Genomic DNA, 20,224 nt, shown 5'->3' with positions numbered 1-20,224 from the left:
ATGGCTGCCGCAGGATTGATGATTGTTTACCTTCTTGCCGCAGGAATCGGCGGTGCCGTCGGCGCTTTTCTTCGCTATTTCGCCGTTGAAATTTCCGGAAAATATACGAAATTTCCGGCCGGCGTTTTGATTGCAAACATCATCGGAACATTTCTTTTGGCATTGACAACCCTTTACGCCGCCAAAGAAATAAACGGTTGGGGCGGGATTTTTGAACACATCGAACTGATGACTTTCTTTTTCAATACCGGCGTATGCGGATCGCTGACAACGTTTTCAACATTTTCTTACAATAATTTGATTTATTGGGAAGAAAAGAAATATTTCCCGCTGGCGGCAAATATTTTGCTGAACATTATTTTATGTACGGCCGCGGTTTTTACAGCGATTCTGCTTGTTTATTACAATATTTGATACATATGTAATAAAAAATAAAAACAAAGCTAAAGACAAAGCTAAAGACAAAACTAAAGACAAAACTAAAGACAAAAACAAATGTGAGAACAAATGGCCGAAAAGAAAAAGGATTTTCAGGATAAATATCAGGAAGTCTATGTGATTGTCTCAAACATTCCGTCGGGAAAAGTGGCAACATACGGTCAAATCGCCATGATGATCGGCGGGCTGACTGCAAGGCAGGTCGGCTACGCGATGCGGACGGCGCCTGCCGGGCTTCCGGCGCACCGGGTTGTCAACAGTCTCGGAAAGCTGTCGCCGGAATATGTATTTGGCAGTCAGGAACTGCAAAAAATGGCACTTGAAAAAGAAGGAATTACATTTACAGCGGCCGGGAATATTCAAATGAAAAAGCATTTGTGGAAATTAAGCTCGGATTAATCGTTTAAAAATGAAATTGATTAAAAGTTTAAAAAAAGTTAAAAGAAAACATAAATTAAAAGAAAAAAGTTAAGAAAACATAAATTAAAAAGTTAAAAAAGAAACTCCTGCAAGAGCAAGCCACAAATTGCTCTGCAGGAGGTTTCTGCTGTTTACACACACTTTCGATTGTTTTGATTTTACACGCTCAATCACACAATCGATTCACACAATTTTACAGCGATCATTCGTAAGGTTTTTAAAAATTTTAATTAAGAACGACAGGCATTCGTCCCGAATTTTTCAGCGTACAAGAATTCATAATTGTATGACTGCATAATTGTATGACTGCATAATTGTATGACTGAAAAATTCCAAAAGATGATAAATTCCGAATTTTTCATAATATGTCGGCTTATCCGATTTTGTTTTCTTATTTGTCATAATGAATCACATCCATTTTCAATTCTTTTGTTTTTGACGGGTACAAGATTTAGATATGCTCAAATAATAGACACTTGTCTATTAAACAATAAATATCGTTTAACTTATATAACATTTCCGCCTTTTATTTTTTAAAAGTAAATATCATTAAAGGCGTCAACCATGGAAGAAAAGACAGATATTCGAATCATAAAAACTCAAAGAGCCATTAAAAATGCATTTTTAGAACTCATGGAGGAAACCGGATTTTCAAATATGAATGTCAAGCAAATCATTGAGCGCGCGGAAATCAATCGCAGTACATTTTACATTCATTATGTTGACAAATTTGATTTATTGAATCGGATTGAAGAGGAATTATTGGCAGGGTTCAGAGAAATCGGGATCACCGCGCCGGTTGAATTAATTCAGTCTCAAAATATGGATTTACAGGAAGCTGACGTGCAAAAAATTGAAGCTTATTCGACCCGTCTTGCAAATTACATCAGTGAAAACGGCAAATTGTTTACTTTGTTAATCAGCGACAAAGGAGATCCGGCATTTGCAAGCAAATTCGGCGAGATGCTGAAAACAATTTGGGAAGAAAAAGAGATGTCGGACCGAGTATTCATCCCTCAGAATTATGCAATTGCCGCGCTTACGGGAATAATGACAAATTTAATTGCGGAATGGGTTAAAAGTGATTACCGTGAAACACCTGAAGAATTTGCTCGAATTGTCTCAAAAATTATCCGAAATGTTCCTAAAAATTTGTTTGAATAAAAACACGCACGGCTGTTTGACCAAATTATCGAAAAAAGAAAATGAAGCGGGCCCGAAGGGATTTGAACCCCCGACCTACGGATTAAGAGTCCGCCGCTCTGCCTGACTAAGCCACGGGCCCACGCTTGATGAATCATTCTGAATTTGTTTTTCAATATCAGTTGTCTGAATCATAAATCAAATCACAGAAATGAATACTCTAAATCCGTTTGACCTTATATAAAGATTTCGCAGAAGCCGAAGCCGTTTCCGAAAAACGGAATTGAAAGAAAAAGTGACAGAAAAAGAGAAAAAGAGAAAGAAAGAGAGAAAAAATGACAGAAAAAGAAAAAAAAGATTAAATGGTACTGAAATTTCAAAAATTTGAAAGATGCTTGGACAAATTGTTTGAAACAACTTGAAATGACGGGCCTTGATGCGTTTTTTTATTTTTATTAATTTCGGAACTTATTTATAACATGTTCATCTTCTTTAAAAGAATTAATTTATAAGATTCTTAATTTCTCTTTTTGCTTAGCAATTTGACGACAAACGGTTCTTTTAAATTAGTTTTATCAGATAAGCTGACACTCTAAACAAGTGGCGGCTAAAAATATTAAAGGTAATTAAAATGTTTAAAAATTCAATGTTTAAAAACAGCAACGAAAATGTCACCGCTCCGGTTTCCGAAGGTAAGACATACGATGTTACAATCGAAGACGTCGCACAAAAAGGCGACGGAATCGCCCGCATCGAAGGCTACGTTATCTTCGTCCCCGACACCGCTGCCGGTGAAGAAGTGACTGTTAAAATTACAAGAGTTCTTCCCAAGTACGCATTCGCAACCGTTGTCGAGTAATTCTTTAATTTAAAATATTTTTAACGCTTCGGAAGAAGTTTTTGTGTTTTAATTTTAAAACACTCTTTTTTTTATTATTTTTTCAAACAGCAGACATGCTCTAAAAATCGGATTTTAAAATTTTTAAAATAAAACAGTTCAAAATAAACAGTTAAAAAAATTAAAAAAACAGTTAAAAAGTTAAAACAGTTAAAAAATTAAAAAACAGTTAAAAACAACTAAAAACAGTAAGAATTAAGAAAATAAAAAAGCCGGCCCAAGAAAATCTTGAGCCGTTTTTTCAAAGAGGATTTTTTGGTTTCGTGTGCAAAAATTATTTTCTGCGTGTGAATAAGAATGCGCCGACGCCGATGACAGCAAAAACGGCGAGAAGCACGCTGAAACCGGGTGTTTCTTTATCCGTTGATGCGGATGCATCAGAGCCGTAAATTTGGGGCAAAACCGGGAATGTATAGGTTGCTTTTGTATTTGTTCCGTCGGCTGCGGCCTCTCCGGAAGCGACGATCGTCCAAACGCCTTCTGCCGGGACTGTGATAACGAAATTACCGAATTCGTCGGTCATGGATCTTTTGGAATAAAGCAAATAGATGCTTTCGCCGGTTGAATTAAACTGAGAAAGCTCGTCATATGTTGCTTTGGCGGTGGTCGCGTTCATGAACGGCTCAAGGTAATATTTGATATTACCCGCGCCGGAACCGCTGCTGTAAAGTTTGCCGTGCAGTACTTCGCCTGCGCCAATGCCGCTGACACGCGTATACGGGACAAATTCAATCGGATTGTTCAGATTTGCAGCCCAGTCACTCCAAGTGCCGTCGCCGACATAAATCATTGTTTTGGCGTATTCGGTGGTGTTTCCTTCTTTAACGGCAGCCGTCAAATAATAAGTGCCGCTTTGCGTAAAATTATAATTGATTTTTTGGAACGTGCGCTGTTCTTTTTCGCCGCTTAAAATAATATCAACGGTTTCTGTTGCGGATTGAGTTGAAACATTGTATTTTGTACCGTCCGGCGCCGTGATTGTCACGTTGACAGATTCGGTCAAATTGCCGAAATCGTAGTCAACGCCGTGGCCGTGAATCAAAATAATTGATTTGACGGTTCCGGTTTTAATAAAATAATCTTCAATCTCCGCTTCCATGGCATCGGTGATGTTGCTGCCTGAGGCCAGCATTAAATTATGTGCTGAAGCCGGAGCGGCTGCAAATAATAAAATAAGGATTGCAATCATCCCGATTATTGTAACTTTTTTTAACATTATATCTAACTCCCAATCATTTTCAGTTTATGTTCCCGCAATACAGGAAATAAATCAAAACAAACTGATATGAATCATAAAATTCAAACACAAAATAACATGTTTTAAAAATGACATGTCGGAAATTAAAACAGCTTAAACCTATTTAAAAATAGTTACTATAAAATTAACATTTCTTATTTTTAAAGATAATATTGATTTATAACAACACAACACGATTTCAATTTTTTAAGTGCTCTTTGAATATGACTGCAGAAAAGATGAAAACCCGGCCGGAAAGATGATAATTCCGGGACAAATGAATAAAGATCGGGCGTCCGAAAAACGATACAAAAAAAATCAGGAAATAAAAAGAAAAAGGAATGATCCGAAATAAATCGGATCATAAGGGTTTGAAGGTATAAGCCGCAAAAATTACTTTCTGCGGATTAGCATAAATGCGCCGAGTGCGACAATGGCTAAAACGGCAAATGTGATGCCGAATCCAGGAGTTTCTTTATCGGCGCCGGTGTCGGCGGATCCGTAAAACTGCGGCAGAACCGGGAAGGTGTAAGTGGCTTTGTACGGCACGCCGTCCACTTCTGCGGAGGCGACAAATGACCAAACGCCTTTTTCGGGAATGGCGGAGACAAAGTTTCCGGATTCGTCTGTCATGGCGCGCTTGGAGTAGATTAAGTAAATGCTTTCGCCGGTTGCGTAGTCGGAAACGAGCATGTCATGAAGTTCTAAAGCTTCGGATGCTGTTTTGACGGGTTCGACATAATATTTAACGTTCTGTGCGCCGGTGCCGTTTGCGTAAACAAGTTTTCCGAAAACAGTTTCGCCTTCGGCAAGACCGCTCATGCGGGTGAACATGGTGAATTCAAGGGGAAGGCCCAAGTGTTTGTTCCAGTCGTCCCATGTGCCTTCGCCGACAAAAATTGCCAATTTTGCAACTTCCGTTGTTTCTCCGGGAAGCGTCGCATGAAGGAAATAAGTGCCGTTCTGCGTGAAATTGTAATTGAATTTTTGGAATTCGACGGTTTCTTTTTCGCCGCTCAAAATTTTGTCAACGGATTCATTGGCTGTTTTTGTGGTAACGGATTGTTTGGTTCCGTCAGGCGTTACAATCGTCACGTTGACGGGTGTTGAAACATTTCCGAAGTCATATTCAAAACCGTGGCCGTGAATCAAAAGAATCGGAAGAACCGTTCCCGGCTTAATCAGATAATCATTATAATCCGCATTCATTGCGTCGGTGATGTTGTCGCCGACAATTAAAGCGGCATTGTGAGCCGTTGCAGGCGCGGTTGCAAATAATAAAACCAAGAGTGCGATAAACCCGATCACTGTCATTTTCTTAAACATTATTTTGTCTCCGCAATCATTTTTCAGCATCATTTCCGAAACAAAACCGGTTAACGGAAATAAACCCCAAATTCAATGATTTTTTCAGTTTGTAAATAACACACTTTTTTAGAAACGTGTTAAAATTTAAAAACATATTTAACATATTTAAAACTAATCGCTCAAAAATCGGCAATTTTGTTTGAAACAAAATGAAGAACAAAAAAAGAAAAATGGAGAACAAAAAAAGAAAAATGAAGAACAGAAAAAGAAAAATGAAAAGAAAAAACAAAAAAGTGTACAGAAAAAAACGAAAAAAACGAAAAAAGAAAAGGCACGGAAAAGCAAGAAGCTGCTTTTCAGCGTGCAAAGGCGTGTTTTCATAATATGATTGAAGGAGGTTGTAGAGGGTCGTTATTGACAAAAACAAAATGCTTTTGTGTTACGATAATTCATAAACGTAACAACTCCTATAATAACATTTCTTTTTTTAGAAGAAAATAATGATATTTAAAAAATGATTGAATTCATGGAAATTAAAGAAGGGCTGAAACAAAAAGATGTTAAAACCGGTAATGGCAGTCATCGGAAAATTGAGACAAACAAAAATAAAAAAAGGAAATAAGAAAAAACAAAAAAATAAACAAAAATAAAACAAAATAAACCAAGAATAAAAACAAAAATGAAATGATGAAAAAGAAAGATTATTCGTCTTTCTCTTCATCAGCTCTGTCAGAATCACTGCCTGATTCGGGTTCAGATTCGTCGTCTGTTTTCGGATGTTCATCCGGATGTTCGAATTGTTCGAAAACCGGCGCCGATTTTTCAACGGATTCCGAGCCGGTAATCAGTTCTTCGTTGTCGTCGTCTTCGCCGCTTTCAACGAAAGTGTCGGGCGTCTGATCATTGACGTCGTGAACAAGACCTGACAATTCTTCCGAAAACTGACCGCTTAAATGTTCTTCGAAGTGATCGGAATGAATGCGGTCCTTTTCTCTTCTTTCAATGTCCAAATAGACATACGATCCTTCGTGGAAGTCGTAATCGTCGCAGTAGTCACCCTGACGTTTGCCGCCGTAGGCGTCAAAAAGCGTCTGATCGCACGGCGGAATGCCGATGTTGTAAGCGGCACGCGCAATCACATGGCCGGCAACAGGCGCCGTCATCAGAAGGAAAATGCCGATGGCAATCGCTTTTAAGCCGAAAGCCGTCAGACCGTCCTGAATCAAAATGCTGAGCAAAACAAAGAATGCGCCGGTTGTCGCAATTTTTGTCGTAGCGTGCAGCCTGTTGTAAATGTCGGGAAGACGGATGAGCCCGATCATACCGACCAGAACGTCAAAGACGCCGAACAAAAGACAGGCGTAGCTGAGGTAAAGGCGGATCGTTGTAAAATCAATGCCTGCCAAAAATTCCATTGCCATCAGAACACCTCTCCTTTGTCAATGTATTTGGCCAGCGCAAGCGTGCCGATGAATGAAATCAGCGCGAGCAGAATGGCAATGTCAATCAGGAACTGAGAATCCTGCGAGAATGCGTAAATCGCGAAAATCACAACAAGCGTGTTGCCGATAGCATCCAGCGATGCCACCCTGTCCATGATGGTCGGGCCGACAAACAGCCTGTAAACCGCCAGGAACAAAGCGCAGGTCGCAACGACAAGCGCAATGCTTGTCACAAGGCCGAATTCAATCATTCAAACGCCTCCAAAACGACTTCTTCCAAATCCTCGCGAATCGAGTCGCGCACTTCTTTCGGACTTTCGATGTAAATGGAATGGACATAGAAAATGCCCGGTCCTTTCAGCGACTTATTTTTGACATGGACGTCCATAATCAGCGTTCCCGGCGTCAGCGAAATCGTATTGGCCAGCATCGTTGTCGAAACGCTGCGAGTCGTTGTAAACGGATAAGCGATGATTCCCGGACGGATATCCAATTTCGGCTGAAGAATCTTATACATCATGAAAAGATTCGCCTTTCCGATTTCAAAGAACAAAACGCCGAAATATTTGATTTTCTTCGGAATTTTTCGAACGACATCCTTGGCCGAATCCGTAAACGTAAACATGTCCCGAAACGGATAGAGAATCAGCATTGAAAAGAAAACGCCGAGCAGGTAATTGCCGATGGAAAGGGTGCCGCTTAAAAGAACCCAGACAAAGCCGAGCATCACGTAAATCGTGTATTTCATTATTCGAATCATCTCGGAGCACCTCCAAGAACGGTTGTAATATATTCCGTCGGGTCAAGAATTTGTGTTGCAATCATATTTGAAATTTCATAAAGCGGTTCGGGATAAATACCGAGCAGAACAACAGCCGCGCACAAGGCGATAATCGGCAGCGCGATTTCAAGAGAAATCTTGTGCTTTTTCACGTGTCCGCCGTCCGGAACCGGAACGTCGGGCGCGTCGGTCTCTTTTAAGCGGCCTTTGTTTTCGCCCCAGAAAATGGCAATCCACGTTCTGAACATGTAGAAAATGGTAATGACAGCCATCAAAACGGCGATTAAAAGCGGCAGCCAAAATTCACCGCTGACTGCGGACTGGAACAAAGCGAACTTTGAAACAAAACCGCCCATCGGCGGGAATCCCGCAATCGACATGGCGCCGATCAAAAACGCAGCCGAGAAGAGCGGCAGAATCGTAATCAATCCGCCCATTTTACGCAGGTCGCGGGTATGCGTTTCATGGATGATGCCGCCTGCCGTCAGGAAAAGCATCGACTTGGCCAGCGCGTGGTTGACCAGATACATGAAAGCCGCGGTAATCGCCCCGACTGTTCCGAAAGACAGGCCGAGCAGAACGTAGCCGATCTGCGAAACGCTGGAGTAAGCCAAAACGCGTTTCAAATCCGTCTGTCCCATTGCCGAGATCGCGCCGACCGCAATCGTCAGCAGCGCAAAGAACATGAGAATCGGCAGGAAAAATTCCTTCGTCGGGTACAGGATCAGGAACAGAACACGCAGAATGCCGTAAGCGCCGACTTTGATTAAGATGCCGCTGAGCATCGCAGAAATCGGGGTGGGCGCTGTCGGGTGGACATCCGGGAGCCAGAAGTGCAGCGGAACAAGCGCCGCTTTGTTGCCGAAAACGACAATGAAGAGAAGGGCTGCGGCGATGATGACCCACGGAATCGTTCCGGTTTCGGCGATGATTTGGACTTTTGCCGCAATGTCCGCCATGTTCAAAGAACCGACAGATGCGTAAATCGTGACGATTGCAACCAAAAGCATAAACGATCCGATCATGCCGAGCGCCATATACTTGTATGTCGCTTCCAGCTTGTGCGCCGTATCCGTTACGCTGAGCGATTCGTTCGCCATAATCAGGCCGGTCGATGACAGGAACATAATTTCAAAGAAGACGAACAGATTGAACAAATCGCCTGTTAAGAAAATGCCGTAAATGCCGGTCAGCATCAGGAAATAAAGCGGGAAATAGCTTTCGGAAAGCGATTTCTTTTCGATGTAATCAAAGGAATAAATCAAAACGAAGAATCCGATGAACGATGTCAGTAAGACCAGCGATGCCGAAAGCATGTCGCCGACTAAGACAATGCCGTATTTGCCGAATTCGCCGATGTCATAAACCTGTATGCCGTTTTTGTAAACGGTCCAAAACAGGACGGCAGACAAGATCAGCAGAAGCGCGGAAACCGCAATCGCCGTAAACTTTTGAAGTTTCGGGCGGCTCTTGAGGAACAGCATCACGGGCGCCATCAAAAGGCCGATTGCAATCGGCAGCATGGCGATATTATTGAGAACAAACGCCTCCATCCAAGAAAGTATAGAAATCATCCGTGAAGCCTCCTGAGTTCATCGACATCGGTTGTCCCGTACTCCTCGCTGATGCGGTAAGCAAGAGTGAGCAGAATCGCGGTCGTCGCGAAACTGATAACGATTGCCGTCAAAACAAGCGCCTGCGTCAGCGGGTCAACAAACGATGTGTTTTCCGTAAATCCCGACACAATCGGTGCGAGAATGCCGTTTGAAAAGTCATCGGTAAAGATGAAGCTTGCGTGTTCGTTAATCGTTTCCGTTAAAATCGGAACCAAGGTTCCCGTAAAAATGCCGGATGTCACGATGGTCAGATTAATCGAATGGCTGATCAAGCTGAATCCGACGGCGATTTTCATAATGTCGCGGCGAAGAATCATGTAAATGCCGATGCCGAAAAGCAATGAAATCGTAAGCGCTGTAAAGACTTCAGTCATTTGGATTCCTCCGCGTTATTTTCCGTTTGAACCGGATTTTGAGGTTTTAAACTGTACGCTTCGGCTTCTCCCGAGAGTCCGTGAAGGACGGAATTGTCATCGTCGTCATCGTCGGGGTCTGCCGTTTTATCGGAAGCGATCAGCGTCAGAATGAAAAGCAAAGTGCCGATGACCGTAAAGTACACGCCGATGTCAAAGAACATGGATGAGAGAAGCTCAATGTTTCCGATGTGAATGCCGAAGAGTTCAATGTGGTAGTGGTCAAAGGCACTTCTGAAATAATTGTGGCCGACAAGCATTGGGGCAATTGCCGTAATAGAGGCAAACAGCAGTCCGTAAGCGGCCCATGCCAGCCAATTCGGCTTCAGTCGGCTGTTAATATATTTCATGCCGTAGGTGACATAAATCAGCGCAATCGCGCAGACGAACAAAACACCTCCGACAAACCCGCCGCCCGGGAAATTTCCGCCGTTTAAGAGCAGATAAATCGAGAAGAGCATCGCAATTAAAAGAACTGCTCTTGCGACTGTTTTTGCAATAATCGTACTCATTTTTTCGCCTCCGGGCCGTTTGAAAGATCCGCACCTTCATCTTTCAGATGTCTGTTGACGGATTTTTCATCCACGACGATTTTGTGTCCGTCATCACCTGTTTCAACGGTGACTTCTTCGCACGAAACATGGCCCAGCACTTGGTTGCCGCCGACGGGCGCTCCCGGTATCGGACAGCTCGGAACGAAATTGCCCCGAGCCGTTCCGGTTTCGGCCGCCGCCGCTTTTCCTTTCTTTTTGCGGCTGCTGATTAAGTTGTAAATGGTCAGCGCGGCAATCGTCAGAACGGAAATTTCGCCGATTGTATCATAGCCTCTGAAATCGACCACGATCACGTTGACAATGTTTCTGCCACCTGTGAGTTCGATGCCTTTGTCCATGAAATAATGGGAGAAGGATTCAAACGCGGGGAACAAATCCGCGCCCATCAGAAGCATGAAAAGCGCTGCCGCGCAGCAAAGCGCGATGAATGCGTTTCGAATCCGAACTTTTCCGGTTTCGGGGCGAACGGCTTCTTTGGTGCGGAGTTTCATGATGACAAGCAGGAACATGATTGTTGAAAGCGTTTCAACGCAAAGCTGCGTCATGGCCAAGTCGGGCGCTTTGAGATAAGCGTAAAGCAAAGCAACAAAGAAACCGAGCGCGGACGATGCCAAAATCATCGGAACATATCTCGGCAGAACGGACGCGCCCCACGCGGCCAAAACAATCAGAACGAAGAGAATCATTTCTGATGCCGCGATTTTGAAAATCAATTCTTTTGAAAAGATCGGCTGTCCCGTTAAAAGCGCGAATCCGAGCGGAATGGCAACCATGAAAATGATGAAGGCCAGCATGATTCCGACATACCGGCGCGGGGAACCTTTCTGAAGCATTTTTCCGAAGGTTGCTCCGAATTTGTAGGCATTGTCCACCATTGTATTGTAAATATAGTTCAGGCTGATTTTCGGATGCTTTTCGCTGAATCTGTTTTCCCATCCGGCAATTCTGTCGTACTGCATGTAAAGCAGAGCGCCGAGCGCGAATGTAATCAATGTCATGATAAATGCGGGCGTGAAGCCGTGCCACAAAGCGACGTGAAGATGCTCTGCGCCGGGCAGAATCGCGTTAATTGCCGGCTGAACCAGCGCGTCGATAAACGGCGTCGGAACCAGGCCGATTGCAACAATCAGGACTGCCAGAATTGCGGGCGGCGCAAGCATGACCCAGGACGGATCATGAACGTGTTTGGGAACGTCGGGGTCTTCCGTTCTCTTGCCGAGGAAAATTTTGATGATCAGGCGGAAAGAGTAAGCGAAAGTCAAAACGCCGCCGAGAACCGCTAAGACGGGAATCAGATAAGCGATGCCGCCGCCGAGGGCTTCTGCCATGTGAACGGAGGATTCGTAGAACAATTCTTTGCTCAAATAACCGTTCAGCGGGGGAATGCCGGCCATGGACGCGGCCGCAATCACCATGAGAATGAATGTGATCGGCATTTCTTTGCGGAGTCCGCCCATTTTGCGGATGTCGCGCGTGTGCAGCTCGTGTGCGATAATGCCGACGAGCAGGAACAGGCAGGCTTTAAATGTGGCGTGGTTGAGCAGGTGGAAAACTGCCGCGGGAACACCGATGCCGGGCTCGGCGTACGTGGTGAAGCCGAACATCGTCATGAGATAAGCCAATTGACTGATGGTTGAAAAGGCAAGAATCGCTTTGAGATCGGTTTGTTTGAGCGCCAAAAAGCCGGCGCCGACCATTGTGATGAGTCCGATTCCGGCGACCAATACAAACCAGTCCATTGTTCCGGAAAACATCGGATGCAGACGGGCGACTAAAAAGACGCCGGCCTTCACCATCGTTGCCGAGTGCAGGAAAGCGCTGACAGGCGTCGGGGCTTCCATCGCGTTGGGCAGCCAAATAAAGAACGGGCCTTGAGCGGATTTGGCAAACGCGCCGATGAGAATCAATATCAGTGTCACGGTAAAGAGCGGGCTGTCTTTGACGGCTGAAAGCATTTCGGGATTGGTCAGCATTTCAGAAATGCCGTATGTTCCCGTGATTGCAAAAAGGCACATGAAGCCGATAAACATGAAAAGACCGGCGCCGCCTGTAATAAGAAGCGCTTTTGTCGCCCCGTAAATGGATTCTTTGGTTTTTCTGTAATAGCCGATGAGCATAAAGGAGCTGATGCTTGTCAGTTCCCAGAAGATAAAGAGCTGAATCAGGTTGTCGGAAAAGGCGACACCGAACATGGAGCCCATGAAAACGAGAAGATATTGATAATAGCGAACCAGGTCTTCATCTTTGGAGAGGTATTTGTTGGAATAAGAAAGGATCAAAATACCGATAAATGAGACGATGAGCCCGAGCAGAACAGCCAGGCCGTCGGCGTAAAACGCCAGATTGACGGAAAGACCGGGAATCCACGACACTGCCCCCGCAAGATTATGGCCGTCAACAATTGAAGGAATCATTGAGGCGATGAGAAGAAAGCAGACGGCGGCAATCGCAGCGGCGAACCAGCCGACTTTTTCTTTCATTATTTTATAAGCAAGCGGCACGGCGAGTGTCATGACAAAGGGCAATAAAACGATAAGGGCAATAAAATAAAACGGATCCAATTGTAATCACACCGTGTTTTTCATAATTGAAATAAATATCAGACAAGCTAAATGAAAAACCAAAAAAACTCGAATTCTAAAAAACCTATTGTATCTCATGAATTCACAATATATAAATTTTGGTTTTTAACAATCGGATACGGGATTGGAAAATATCACAATCGGTTCGGAAACGCAAAAAACAAAATACGGCAAATGCCTCAAAAACCGATACCGTAAAAACTGATGTCGTAAAAACCGATGCCGCAAAAACCGAGTACTGCAAATGTCTCAAAAACAGATCGCAGTCAAATGAAATGAATTCAAATGAAATGAATTCAAGAATGAATTTTGCTTGCCGCGCCGCAGCCCCGTATGAGCCGTGCCGCAGCCGCCGCTCCGCCGCGCGCGAGCCGCTCCGCTTTTGGGAAAAGTAAATAAAAATGAGAAACGGATTGTTATCTTTTCAATAACAGTCCGTTAAATTCTGATTATTTCAGATTTTACTCAACAAATGTCAAGTCAAAGTAGAATTCGGCTTCTTTCGAATCTTCCCAGGATCGGGCATATGAAGCGCCGAATGTGAATGTGCCTGCCGCATCTGAGGTGACATACCAAACGTATGTGCCGCCGACGCCGGTCATGCCTTCTTCGTGAGCATCTTCAATGTAATCGGATTTGACGATCTTAAGTGAACCGGAGGGGGCTGCCGCCTTCCATTCATAACCGGTTGTCGGGTTTCCGGCAACTCTGATTTCAACAGTTTCGCCGACTTTGGGGGTCGGCTCACCCTCAAATTTCAAAATTAAATTCGGGTTGTCGCTGAGTTTGTTGGCGGGAGGCATGTAATCCAATTTCTGTGTAAACGTGTAAAGAGCCGTGTTTTCATTTGCGCGCTTGTAAAGCGCTTTGAATGTGTAAGAGCCTTCGGAATCGGCAGTGATGTTGAAAACTTTGCTGCCGCCGACGCCGACCTTCGTACCGTCCGCATCGGAAAGATACTCTTCGTCAACGTTTAAGCCGACCGTTTGAGTGACTTCCCAGGCGTAGCCTGTTGTCGGGTTTTCGGGAAGGATAATTTGAATCACTTCATTTGAACCGATGTAAAGACCTTCTTTTGAAACCTTAACGATTGTTGCGGAATCTGTTGTGTTGTTCGTCGTGTTGTTCGTCGTATTATTTGCAGAGTCATCCGACCCGAGACATCCTGAAAAAGCGCATGCTAAGAGTAAAACACACACTGTCACCAAAATCAAATGTATCGATTTCATACAAAGTAAAAACGGCGGCATTCTATAAAAGTATTTAAGATAATAATTAAAACAATAATTCCAAAACACAGGTTTTTGAAAACTTATCCAAAATCTATGTTTTTGAAGACTTATCCAAAAATTCTTCTTAAATTTCAGTTCACTTCTTCAATCTAAAGATCTGCAATTGAAAAAATGAAAATATGAAATAATTGAAAAAATACGGGCCGAAAATAAATATGAAAATGCCGCTGTTTTAATGAGCAGCGGCTTTTTCTTTTTTTAAAAAATTGATTTTTAAAAATTAAATTTTCATTTACGTAAATGTCAAATCAATGTAGAATAAAGCGACAGGATCGTCCGCACCTTTTGACATGAACACGTCAAACATGTAAGTTCCGGGAACATCTGACGTGAGATACCAAACGTATGTCCCGTCCGCGCCGTCTGCCGCATTGGTGCCGTCCGCATCTTTTACGAACAGAACATCAAGAAGCTGAAGATGACTTTTATGCGTCATCTGGACGTCTAAAGTGTAGCCTGTTGACGGATTTCCGCGCGATCTCACTTCAATGATGCTGCCGACCGGCGGTGTCGGAATTCCTGCAAAATCCATAATCAAACCGGGCTCTTCCGGCGGGTTTGCAATCGGAGACGCATAGTCCAGACCTTGCGTAAACGTATACAGCGGCGTGTCTTTGCTGTTGTGTACATACAGCGCTTCGAAAATGAAGTAACCGGCTCTTTCCGCCGTAATGTCGAAAACTTTCACGCGAGAGCCGTTTGCCGATGTTGAAACAGATTCTTCGACAATTAATCCGTCAACATCCGATACTTCCCAAAGGTAGCCGCCGGATGTGTTTTCCGGAAGAATGACTTGAATAATTTCATTTGCCGCAAGAACAATTCCTCTTTTTTGAACATTGACAGTCGTCACTGAATCATATTTCGTCTCATCGGAGTCATTCGACCCGAGACATCCCGAAAAAGCGCATGCTAAGAGTAAAACACACACCATCACCAAAAACAAATGTATCGATTTCATACAAAGAAAAACGGCGACATCCTATAAAAGTATTTAAGATAATCAGAAGGATAAATAAAAACGACAATAGAAACAGCAATAAAAATGGGCAATAAAATAAGAAGATCATGGCCGGAAGACTTTTTATTTAGTTTTAAACCATGATCTGTTTTAATGATTGTTTTAGCAATCTGTTATTAATGATTTTAAGATTTGTTGACTTTTTAAATGATATTTCATTCAAATGAATGTGATGTCAAAATAAAATTTGCCGGTCATGTTGCCCGAAGGACTGAATTCGGCAGCGTCAAACAGATAGGTACCTGCAACATCCGAAGTCACATACCAAACATATGTGCCGCCGACGCCGGTCATGCCTTCTTCATGTTCGTCTTCAACGTATTTTGAATCAAGAAGCCGAAGCATCCCGTTTTCGGACATTTGGGCAGCCCAAGTGTAGCCGGTTGTCGGATTTCCGCGTGTTTTAATTTCAACAATGCCGCCGGCTTTCGGGGTCGGAATTCCTTCGATCGTCAAAACAAGATTCGGGTCTGCCGAGGTATTTCCTGTCGGAACTGTATAATCTAATCTTTGAGTGAATGTATAAGTCAACACTTCTCTGCTGGCGTGTTTGTAAAGAGCAGTAAATACGTAAGAGCCTTCTTCATCTGCCGTGATGTTAAAAATTTTGACAGGATTTGCGTTTTCATCCTCTCTGAGGTTGCCGGATTCGGATTCGGCAATATTCAAACCATCTTCGGGAACAACTTCCCAACGATAATTCTTGGCCCTATTTTCGGGAAGAACGATTTGAATAATTTCATCGGCACCGATTCCAAGGCCGTTTTTTGAAACGGTCACGGTTGTTGAAGCATTATAAGTTGTATTATTTGTGTTATTTGTATTATTTTCATCATTTGCGGGATCATCCGATCCGATACATCCTGAAAAAGCGCATGCCAAAAGCAGAACACACACTGTCACCAAAAAAAAACCTGAAGTTTTCATACACTGTAATGACGAAACCAAACTATATTTTTGTTTTCATAAATTGAAATAATAATTGAATAATAATTGAGAATAAATTACAGCGTGTGATGCCGCCGCGCGCGAGCCGCGCAGGTTCAACTCATGTTTATCACAAACGGGGGACACGATTTTCATAAATCAAATTGAAAAATCATCCGCTTTTTGAAAACAAAATTATGAAAATAATGAAAATGAAAAATAAAAAAATGAAAAACAAAAAAAATGAAATCATTTGCCTTTGTTTTGGCAAATGAAATCTTTTTTGAATTCGGATGCTTAATCAAGCGACATTGTAATCAAAATCATCCGCCGCTTTTTTGTCGTGATGATCTTTGACGGTGTCTCTCAATGCGCTGAAATCTTTACGCGGCGCCAGAATCAAATTCTCAAGCGTTTTGATTTTGTTTTTGGCGTCGTCGCTTTCCGGACCGTATTTCAATGAAAGAAGCGCTTCATAAGCTTTTTCGAGCGCTGTCCGTTCTTCTTCGTTGAATCTGAACGGCCAGGAATCGCGTTCGGATCTCAGCAAACTTTCCGTATCCATTGAAGGTCTGACGCGTTTGAGCGCTTCGTCAAAGTGCTTGCGGTTAATTCTGACGTTGCCGACAGCCAGTTCGATGTCTTCTTCGCTTTGGCCGGCCATTTTCTGAACGAATTCGCGAATCGCAACCATTTTTGCTTCGCGGACCAAAGCTTCGAGGTCGGCGCCGACAAATCCGGCCGTTTTTGAAACCAAATCGTCAACATCCAAATCGCCGGCCAGCAAATCTTTGACGCCGTTTAAGTAAACGTCCAGAATCTGCTTTCTGCCGGCGGCATCCGGCGGCGGCACATAAATGTGTTTTTCCAAGCGTCCGGGACGAAGCAGCGCGGGGTCAATCATGTCCGGCCGGTTGGTGGCGCCGATGACAACGACGTTTTTGAGTTCTTCCAAGCCGTCAAGTTCGGTTAAGAATTGACTGACAACACTTTCCGTGACGTGGGAAGAGCCTTCATAGCTGCCGCGTTTCGGAACGACGGAATCGATTTCATCAAAGAAAATGATTGACGGGGAAGCCAATCTTGCTTTTCTGAAAATTTCGCGGACACCTTTTTCGGATTCGCCGACCCATTTGGACATCAATTCCGGGCCTTTGACGGAAATGAAATTGCTTTCCGACTCGTTGGCCACCGCTTTTGCAAGAAGCGTTTTTCCCGTGCCGGGCGGGCCGAACATCAGGAAACCTTTCGGCGATTTGGTATCAAATTTCTGATAAACGGAAGCGTATTTGAGCGGCCATTCGACACCCTGCCGAAGCTCTTCTTTGACGGAATCCAAGCCGCCGACATCTTCCCAGCCGATGTCGGGCACTTCGACCAGAACTTCACGCATCGCACTCGGCTGAACCACTTTAAGCGCCGCGTCAAAGTCTTCGACGTTGACGGTTAAGCTTTCCAATTTTTCTTTGGAAATTTCATCATCGGGATTCATGCCCGGGAATTCGCGGCGAAGCGCGTGCATAGCTGCTTCTTTGACGACGAGTGCTAAATCCGCGCCGACAAAACCGTTTGTCATGTTCGCGTATTTGCCGATATCAACATCGCTTGCAAGCGGAACGTTTCTGGTGTGAATCTGAAGGATTTCCATACGGCCTTCTTTGTCGGGAACGCCGATTTCAATTTCGCGGTCAAACCGGCCGCCGCGGCGCAGTGCCGGATCAATGGAGTCGGGCAGGTTTGTCGCGGCAATCACAATGACGCCGCCGCGGCTTTTGAGGCCGTCCATCAAAGCCAAAAGCTGCGCGACAACGCGGCGCTCGACTTCGCCTTTGGATTCTTCGCGTTTGGGGGCGATGGAATCGATTTCGTCAATAAAGATGATGGCCGGCGCGTTTTCTTCGGCTTTTTCAAAAATTTCGCGCAGTTTTTCTTCGCTGTCGCCGTAATATTTGGAAATGATTTCGGGACCGGAAATGGTATCAAAGTAAGCATTAACTTCGTTGGCAACGGCTCTTGCAATCAATGTTTTGCCGGTTCCCGGGGGGCCGTAAAGCAAAACACCTTTCGGGGGTTCAATGCCGAGTTTTTCGAAAACTTCGGGATGGCGGAGCGGATATTCGATCATTTCGCGGACCTGATTGAGTTCGCGTCCGAGGCCGCCGATGTCCTCGTAGTGAATGTTGCCGGCCGACTTGCCTTTCGGACCGTCTTCGCCTTTGTAAGCGGAATCTTTGTAATTGACTTTCGTGTCCGAGCCGACGACGGCAATGTCATCGGGCGCGATGTCGGTGACAATGAATTCATAATATTGCGTGCTGAAGCTGCTTGAAAAGCTGCCGGCCCACGAATTGCCGAAAAAGCTTTCAAACGGATCCTGCTTCTGCTGCTGCTGAACCTGAACGGGAAGCGCAATTGTCTTGCCGTTGTAAAGCGGCGCTCCGGCGTATCTTTGATGAATGAAGTCGCTGACTTGTTTGCCGTCTAATTTGATGGATTCACCGACGGGCTGAATCGTCAGGCGGTTTGCCGTGGTCGGCGCCGCTTTTTCAACCGAGACCGTATCGCCGATACCGACGCCGGCATCTCTTCGGATGTAACCGTCGATGCTGATGTTGTTCGAACCTTGATTTGAAAGCGCGACAACGGCTGCAGATGCTTTTTTGCCGGTAATTTTGACAATGTCTCCCGGTTCAACGGAAAGGCGGGTCATTGCTTCAGAACTGATGCGGGCAATGCCTTTTCCGGCATCCGTGCGGTCGGCTTCCTGGACAATAAGTTGGATTGATTGGACCATTTTATCATACCTCGTTTTTGTTTTGTTTTTACGTATTTATTTTTATTAAAATAAAGAAATACAATAAATATTATCAGAGAGAATATATAAATCTTCGGATAAATCAAAAATGAAATTAAGAATCATTTTAGATTGAGGCTAAATTTATAATTAAATCGGGATGATTTTTTATTTCATTTTAAGGCCGGAACGGAATTGTTCAAAAATAATTTAGATTTGCCGCCGATTGAAATCATCGAAAAGGAAATAAAAGGTTTAAAAACCAAAAATAAATAAAGTCTTAATATGAAAACGCAATTTTATGATTATCGTTTATATCATTAAAAGGATTTGAAAAAACATGATGAAAGATGAAGGCAGGCTTGTGATTTGGCCGGCTTATTTGGATAAGGACAGAACGCGTGCGGAAGGGCGCATCATTTCGAAAAAAAGCGCCGTCTCCAAGCCGGAATTTGATGAAATTCTCAAAGCGGCTGCCAATTTGGGCTTTTCTCCGGTTCCCGAAACCGACAAATCTTATCCCCGCGCCTGGTGGGAAAAAAGCGGCCGTATTATGATTGACAATATCGAGGCCAAAAACGATTCCGTCCGCAAAATCGCGGCCGAAATTAAAAAAATCAGAGGCAATTAAGCCTTTTTATTTCTTTTTTGTTTTATTTTATTATTTGCAGCCGCCGCACCTGCAAACAGTATTGTTTTATAAATCGTTGTTTTATAAATAGTTGAATATGAAAAGAGTCCTGTTTTTCAAAAATAAAAATTGTGATTACAATTCATTCATTTTTAGCTCGTAAATCGGTATGCCTTCTTTTGTCGGCGGCGTCAGCCAGTCAATAATTCTCAAAAGGTCGTCCGGAGTTTCCGCCTCAATTTCCAGATAAACTGATCCGAGCGGTTCAATATCTGCCGGAAAACTCAGGTGTTTCATCAACGCCGCCTGTTTATTGAGTGAAACAAAAGTCCGGCAGCCGGTTTCATCAATTCCCTGCATTAAAGCGGTATTTGCGGTATCAATGATTTCTTCTTTTCGAATCAAATAATGAATGCCGGATAAAAGATCCAAATTTCCGGCGGCGACGACAGTTTGTTTAATATTTTCTGCATCGGAAATGAAGGGGTTTATATTGTCACATTCCGTTTGATTTTTTTCATGTTTCGTATTTGCACCGGAAATCGTCTCGGGGAGAATTTCTTCTGTTTTCGGGCGGCCGTGATTGACCATATTGGAAACGGCGGCTTTAACCTTTTCCAGATCTTCCGTCATGTAAACGGGCGCGGAAAATGTGACGTCTGCATTAATCATAGTTATCCCAAATTATTTTGATTTCTTTTGTTTTTTGCATTTTGCTTTGTTTTTT

At 43.7% G+C, this 20,224-nt stretch carries 20 protein-coding genes and 1 tRNA gene; 6 read left to right on the top strand and 15 right to left on the bottom strand.

Annotated elements, in window-relative coordinates; translation table 11 throughout:
• From MmiAt1_RS07150 to MmiAt1_RS07140, 3 genes are all read left to right on the top strand, one after another.
• Entirely contained in the window at positions 1-414 is a 414-nt protein-coding gene (locus MmiAt1_RS07150; RefSeq protein ID WP_318786203.1) for a fluoride efflux transporter FluC, read from the top strand.
• Positions 415-507: 93 nt separating this feature from the next.
• Positions 508-837: an MGMT family protein gene (locus tag MmiAt1_RS07145; protein WP_318786202.1), complete on the top strand. Its 330-nt coding sequence runs from the start codon at positions 508-510 to the stop codon at positions 835-837.
• 585 nt (positions 838-1,422) lie between these two features.
• On the top strand, positions 1,423-2,022 hold the full coding sequence (locus MmiAt1_RS07140; protein WP_318786201.1) for a TetR/AcrR family transcriptional regulator: 600 nt from the start codon (positions 1,423-1,425) through the stop codon (positions 2,020-2,022).
• Positions 2,023-2,069: 47 nt separating this feature from the next.
• On the opposite strand, the gene MmiAt1_RS07135 is transcribed toward MmiAt1_RS07140, so the two are convergent.
• Positions 2,070-2,143, bottom strand: a tRNA-Lys gene (locus MmiAt1_RS07135).
• 489 nt (positions 2,144-2,632) lie between these two features.
• Here MmiAt1_RS07135 and MmiAt1_RS07130 point away from each other — a divergent pair.
• Entirely contained in the window at positions 2,633-2,860 is a 228-nt protein-coding gene (locus MmiAt1_RS07130) for a TRAM domain-containing RNA chaperone (RefSeq protein ID WP_420891295.1), read from the top strand.
• 313 nt (positions 2,861-3,173) lie between these two features.
• Here MmiAt1_RS07130 and MmiAt1_RS07125 read toward each other — a convergent pair whose 3' ends face one another.
• Together MmiAt1_RS07125 and MmiAt1_RS07120 are read right to left on the bottom strand one after the other, a co-directional pair.
• Positions 3,174-4,115, bottom strand: a complete 942-nt coding sequence (locus tag MmiAt1_RS07125; RefSeq protein ID WP_318786200.1) for a DUF4198 domain-containing protein — start codon at positions 4,113-4,115, stop codon at positions 3,174-3,176.
• 414 nt (positions 4,116-4,529) lie between these two features.
• Positions 4,530-5,462 (bottom strand): DUF4198 domain-containing protein, encoded by a 933-nt coding sequence (locus MmiAt1_RS07120; RefSeq protein ID WP_318786199.1) that lies wholly within the window; start codon positions 5,460-5,462, stop codon positions 4,530-4,532.
• Between the two features lie 181 nt (positions 5,463-5,643).
• On the opposite strand from MmiAt1_RS07120, the gene MmiAt1_RS07115 reads away from it, so the two are divergent.
• Positions 5,644-5,832, top strand: a complete 189-nt coding sequence (locus MmiAt1_RS07115) for a hypothetical protein (protein ID WP_318786198.1) — start codon at positions 5,644-5,646, stop codon at positions 5,830-5,832.
• Between the two features lie 313 nt (positions 5,833-6,145).
• Here MmiAt1_RS07115 and mnhG read toward each other — a convergent pair whose 3' ends face one another.
• The 11 genes from mnhG to MmiAt1_RS07060 all read right to left on the bottom strand — a co-directional run bounded on the left by mnhG (position 6,146) and on the right by MmiAt1_RS07060 (position 18,866).
• Positions 6,146-6,865: a monovalent cation/H(+) antiporter subunit G gene (gene mnhG, locus MmiAt1_RS07110; RefSeq protein WP_318786197.1), complete on the bottom strand. Its 720-nt coding sequence runs from the start codon at positions 6,863-6,865 to the stop codon at positions 6,146-6,148.
• Positions 6,865-7,137 carry a monovalent cation/H+ antiporter complex subunit F gene (locus MmiAt1_RS07105; RefSeq protein ID WP_318786196.1) on the bottom strand — a complete coding sequence of 91 codons (273 nt, stop codon included), beginning with the start codon at positions 7,135-7,137 and terminating at the stop codon, positions 6,865-6,867. Before MmiAt1_RS07105 ends, mnhG begins: the two co-directional genes overlap by 1 nt.
• Positions 7,134-7,646, bottom strand: coding sequence for a Na+/H+ antiporter subunit E (locus MmiAt1_RS07100; protein ID WP_318786195.1), 513 nt, complete (start codon positions 7,644-7,646; stop codon positions 7,134-7,136). Before MmiAt1_RS07100 ends, MmiAt1_RS07105 begins: the two co-directional genes overlap by 4 nt.
• Positions 7,643-9,241: a proton-conducting transporter transmembrane domain-containing protein gene (locus MmiAt1_RS07095; protein ID WP_318786194.1), complete on the bottom strand. Its 1,599-nt coding sequence runs from the start codon at positions 9,239-9,241 to the stop codon at positions 7,643-7,645. The genes MmiAt1_RS07100 and MmiAt1_RS07095 overlap by 4 nt, the downstream gene beginning before the upstream one ends.
• Positions 9,238-9,657 (bottom strand): NADH-quinone oxidoreductase subunit K, encoded by a 420-nt coding sequence (locus MmiAt1_RS07090; RefSeq protein ID WP_318786193.1) that lies wholly within the window; start codon positions 9,655-9,657, stop codon positions 9,238-9,240. The genes MmiAt1_RS07095 and MmiAt1_RS07090 overlap by 4 nt, the downstream gene beginning before the upstream one ends.
• Positions 9,654-10,208 (bottom strand): MnhB domain-containing protein, encoded by a 555-nt coding sequence (locus MmiAt1_RS07085; RefSeq protein WP_318786192.1) that lies wholly within the window; start codon positions 10,206-10,208, stop codon positions 9,654-9,656. The genes MmiAt1_RS07090 and MmiAt1_RS07085 overlap by 4 nt, the downstream gene beginning before the upstream one ends.
• Positions 10,205-12,811 (bottom strand): hydrogen gas-evolving membrane-bound hydrogenase subunit E, encoded by a 2,607-nt coding sequence (gene mbhE, locus MmiAt1_RS07080; RefSeq protein ID WP_318786191.1) that lies wholly within the window; start codon positions 12,809-12,811, stop codon positions 10,205-10,207. Before mbhE ends, MmiAt1_RS07085 begins: the two co-directional genes overlap by 4 nt.
• 482 nt (positions 12,812-13,293) lie before the next feature.
• Complete coding sequence (locus MmiAt1_RS07075; RefSeq protein ID WP_318786190.1) at positions 13,294-14,061, bottom strand: protease inhibitor I42 family protein; 768 nt, start codon at positions 14,059-14,061, stop codon at positions 13,294-13,296.
• 295 nt (positions 14,062-14,356) lie between these two features.
• A complete protein-coding gene (locus MmiAt1_RS07070; protein WP_318786189.1) occupies positions 14,357-15,085 on the bottom strand; it encodes a protease inhibitor I42 family protein in 729 nt (242 codons plus the stop codon).
• A gap of 219 nt (positions 15,086-15,304) precedes the next feature.
• A complete protein-coding gene (locus tag MmiAt1_RS07065; protein ID WP_318786188.1) occupies positions 15,305-16,048 on the bottom strand; it encodes a protease inhibitor I42 family protein in 744 nt (247 codons plus the stop codon).
• A gap of 325 nt (positions 16,049-16,373) precedes the next feature.
• Positions 16,374-18,866, bottom strand: a complete 2,493-nt coding sequence (locus MmiAt1_RS07060) for a CDC48 family AAA ATPase (protein ID WP_318786187.1) — start codon at positions 18,864-18,866, stop codon at positions 16,374-16,376.
• Positions 18,867-19,206: 340 nt separating this feature from the next.
• Between MmiAt1_RS07060 and MmiAt1_RS07055 the strand changes: the two genes are divergently transcribed.
• Positions 19,207-19,497: a signal recognition particle protein Srp19 gene (locus MmiAt1_RS07055; RefSeq protein WP_318786186.1), complete on the top strand. Its 291-nt coding sequence runs from the start codon at positions 19,207-19,209 to the stop codon at positions 19,495-19,497.
• 135 nt (positions 19,498-19,632) lie between these two features.
• On the opposite strand, the gene MmiAt1_RS07050 is transcribed toward MmiAt1_RS07055, so the two are convergent.
• Positions 19,633-20,169 (bottom strand): RNA-binding domain-containing protein, encoded by a 537-nt coding sequence (locus MmiAt1_RS07050; protein WP_318786185.1) that lies wholly within the window; start codon positions 20,167-20,169, stop codon positions 19,633-19,635.
• Between the last annotated feature and the right edge of the window lie 55 nt (positions 20,170-20,224).

Source organism: Methanimicrococcus hacksteinii (assembly GCF_032714515.1).
Classification (GTDB): domain Archaea; phylum Halobacteriota; class Methanosarcinia; order Methanosarcinales; family Methanosarcinaceae; genus Methanimicrococcus; species Methanimicrococcus hacksteinii.
This window is presented reverse-complemented; position numbering and strand designations above follow the sequence as displayed.

Coding starts and splice junctions, on each gene's coding strand:
- MmiAt1_RS07075 (WP_318786190.1), bottom strand. CDS start 14,061: ATGAAATCGATACATTTGATTTTGGTGACAGTGTGTGTTTTACTCTTA.
- MmiAt1_RS07120 (WP_318786199.1), bottom strand. CDS start 5,462: ATGTTTAAGAAAATGACAGTGATCGGGTTTATCGCACTCTTGGTTTTA.
- MmiAt1_RS07130 (WP_420891295.1), top strand. CDS start 2,633: ATGTTTAAAAATTCAATGTTTAAAAACAGCAACGAAAATGTCACCGCT.
- MmiAt1_RS07050 (WP_318786185.1), bottom strand. CDS start 20,169: ATGATTAATGCAGACGTCACATTTTCCGCGCCCGTTTACATGACGGAA.
- MmiAt1_RS07085 (WP_318786192.1), bottom strand. CDS start 10,208: ATGAGTACGATTATTGCAAAAACAGTCGCAAGAGCAGTTCTTTTAATT.
- MmiAt1_RS07105 (WP_318786196.1), bottom strand. CDS start 7,137: ATGATTGAATTCGGCCTTGTGACAAGCATTGCGCTTGTCGTTGCGACC.
- mnhG (WP_318786197.1), bottom strand. CDS start 6,865: ATGGCAATGGAATTTTTGGCAGGCATTGATTTTACAACGATCCGCCTT.
- MmiAt1_RS07140 (WP_318786201.1), top strand. CDS start 1,423: ATGGAAGAAAAGACAGATATTCGAATCATAAAAACTCAAAGAGCCATT.
- MmiAt1_RS07070 (WP_318786189.1), bottom strand. CDS start 15,085: ATGAAATCGATACATTTGTTTTTGGTGATGGTGTGTGTTTTACTCTTA.
- MmiAt1_RS07100 (WP_318786195.1), bottom strand. CDS start 7,646: ATGATTCGAATAATGAAATACACGATTTACGTGATGCTCGGCTTTGTC.
- MmiAt1_RS07150 (WP_318786203.1), top strand. CDS start 1: ATGGCTGCCGCAGGATTGATGATTGTTTACCTTCTTGCCGCAGGAATC.
- MmiAt1_RS07095 (WP_318786194.1), bottom strand. CDS start 9,241: ATGATTTCTATACTTTCTTGGATGGAGGCGTTTGTTCTCAATAATATC.
- MmiAt1_RS07090 (WP_318786193.1), bottom strand. CDS start 9,657: ATGACTGAAGTCTTTACAGCGCTTACGATTTCATTGCTTTTCGGCATC.
- MmiAt1_RS07055 (WP_318786186.1), top strand. CDS start 19,207: ATGATGAAAGATGAAGGCAGGCTTGTGATTTGGCCGGCTTATTTGGAT.
- MmiAt1_RS07145 (WP_318786202.1), top strand. CDS start 508: ATGGCCGAAAAGAAAAAGGATTTTCAGGATAAATATCAGGAAGTCTAT.
- MmiAt1_RS07060 (WP_318786187.1), bottom strand. CDS start 18,866: ATGGTCCAATCAATCCAACTTATTGTCCAGGAAGCCGACCGCACGGAT.
- MmiAt1_RS07125 (WP_318786200.1), bottom strand. CDS start 4,115: ATGTTAAAAAAAGTTACAATAATCGGGATGATTGCAATCCTTATTTTA.